This is a genomic window from Kitasatospora sp. NPDC057936 (assembly GCF_042887525.1).
Classification (GTDB): Bacteria; Actinomycetota; Actinomycetes; order Streptomycetales; family Streptomycetaceae; genus Kitasatospora.
In genome coordinates, this window is record NZ_JBHVPD010000087.1 from 1 (window position 1) to 1,484 (window position 1,484).

Here is a 1,484-nt window from a genome sequence, read left to right on the forward strand (position 1 = left end):
ATCGCGTCGATCACCTCCCGATGATCACGCCAACGACCGCCCCGCTTCGGCGTCCGGTCCGGCAACAACGGCTCTATCCGCGCCCACTGCGCGTCAGTCAACGGCACGACCAGACCAACGATCCGATGATCGGAAAGAAACGCCCTAGGCCAGCTTCCTGGCAGGGGCTGTCCACAATGAGCTCGACCCGACACTGGTCACCCAATGGCTGACCATCCTGGCTGACGCCACCGGCAGCCCTGTCCTCCCGTCTCTGGCCTCCATGCCGTTGGGTGACTACGTCAACCTCCGCCTCCCGGTCATCCTGACCGGCCTGGAAGCCACCACGCACGCCCCATACCTCGCCGGCTGGCACCTGCGGATCGAGCCCGAGCTCGGGCGACTCCCCCGCCGCCTGATCACCACCGCCCTCATCACTGCGGCAGTTTTCGGCTGGATCGCCGATGGCTGCAGCCGCTCCACCATCAAGAACACCCTCGCCATGCTCTCCCGCCTCTTCGAGCAGGCCATCGTAGACGGCATCCTCGAACGCAACCCCGCCCACATCACCGGCTGGCAGTGCGAATACCAGCAGGTCGAAGACGAACTGCGGGATCCCCGCTCCCTCGCCCTGCGCGACTGGGACGCACTCACCGAAATCGCCGATGCCCTGGTCACGGCCTCATACAACCGCTATCGCGGATGGGGTGATGTCGTCGTCCGCAGCGCCTGCGCTGCCACACGGATCGGCGAGGTCTCCGGAGTCCAGGCCGCGACGTCGATACCGACAAGTGGCTCCTGACCTACCGCCGACAGACCCCCAGCTCCCCGCGGCCTGGTCGACAAGCACACCAAGGGTAGGGTCGCCCGCCTCATCCCGATCGTCGAACCATTTGCGCCCGCTCATCATCGGGCGGCTCCAAGCGACGCGAGGCGACCCGGATGCCCGCCTCTACACCGGCCCGCGCGGCGGTCGCATCAGCTCCACAGTCCTGCGCGACGCCACCCACTGGGACGACGCGTCACCCGGGACCTCGGCTACGAACACCTGCGCCGCCACGACCTGCGCCACACCGGCCTGACCTGGATGGCCGACGCCGGCATCCTTCCACACATCCTCAAGGAAATCGCGGGCCACCGGCTCATCACCACCCAGCGCTACTTCCACCCCGACGTGCTCCGGATCCTGGAAGCCGGCCAAGCCCTCACCCATCACCTCGAGAAGCTCCAACGCGACGGCCAGATCACCCGGCGCTGGTAACACGCCGTAACTGCCATCGCCTCGAAATGGCCGAAGACAAGCCGCTCCGATGCTGCCCGAGTCACACCACGGCAAGCAGTAGGCGCCAGAAGGGCCTTAGAAATGACCCGATATGAACCAGTTTGACCCACTTGACCCGCGGCCGGGGGGGGGGGGCGGAGGGGAGGGGGGGGGCCCCCCCCCCCCCCCCCCCCCACCCCGGGGGGGGGGGGGGGGAAAAGAAAGTTAGAGAAAAAAATAACAC

General features: G+C 67.0%; 3 protein-coding genes. 2 read left to right on the forward strand and 1 reads right to left on the reverse strand.

Annotated elements, in window-relative coordinates; genetic code table 11:
- Positions 1-113: transposase (locus tag ACFVU9_RS34225; RefSeq protein ID WP_387600239.1), on the reverse strand; the 113-nt coding region annotated here is incomplete at its 3' end.
- A 155-nt stretch (positions 114-268) separates the two neighbouring features.
- Here ACFVU9_RS34225 and ACFVU9_RS34230 point away from each other — a divergent pair.
- Positions 269-781 (forward strand): hypothetical protein, encoded by a 513-nt coding sequence (locus tag ACFVU9_RS34230; RefSeq protein ID WP_387600165.1) that lies wholly within the window; start codon positions 269-271, stop codon positions 779-781.
- A gap of 207 nt (positions 782-988) precedes the next feature.
- A complete protein-coding gene (locus tag ACFVU9_RS34235; protein WP_387600242.1) occupies positions 989-1,240 on the forward strand; it encodes a tyrosine-type recombinase/integrase in 252 nt (83 codons plus the stop codon).
- Positions 1,241-1,484: the final 244 nt, after the last annotated feature.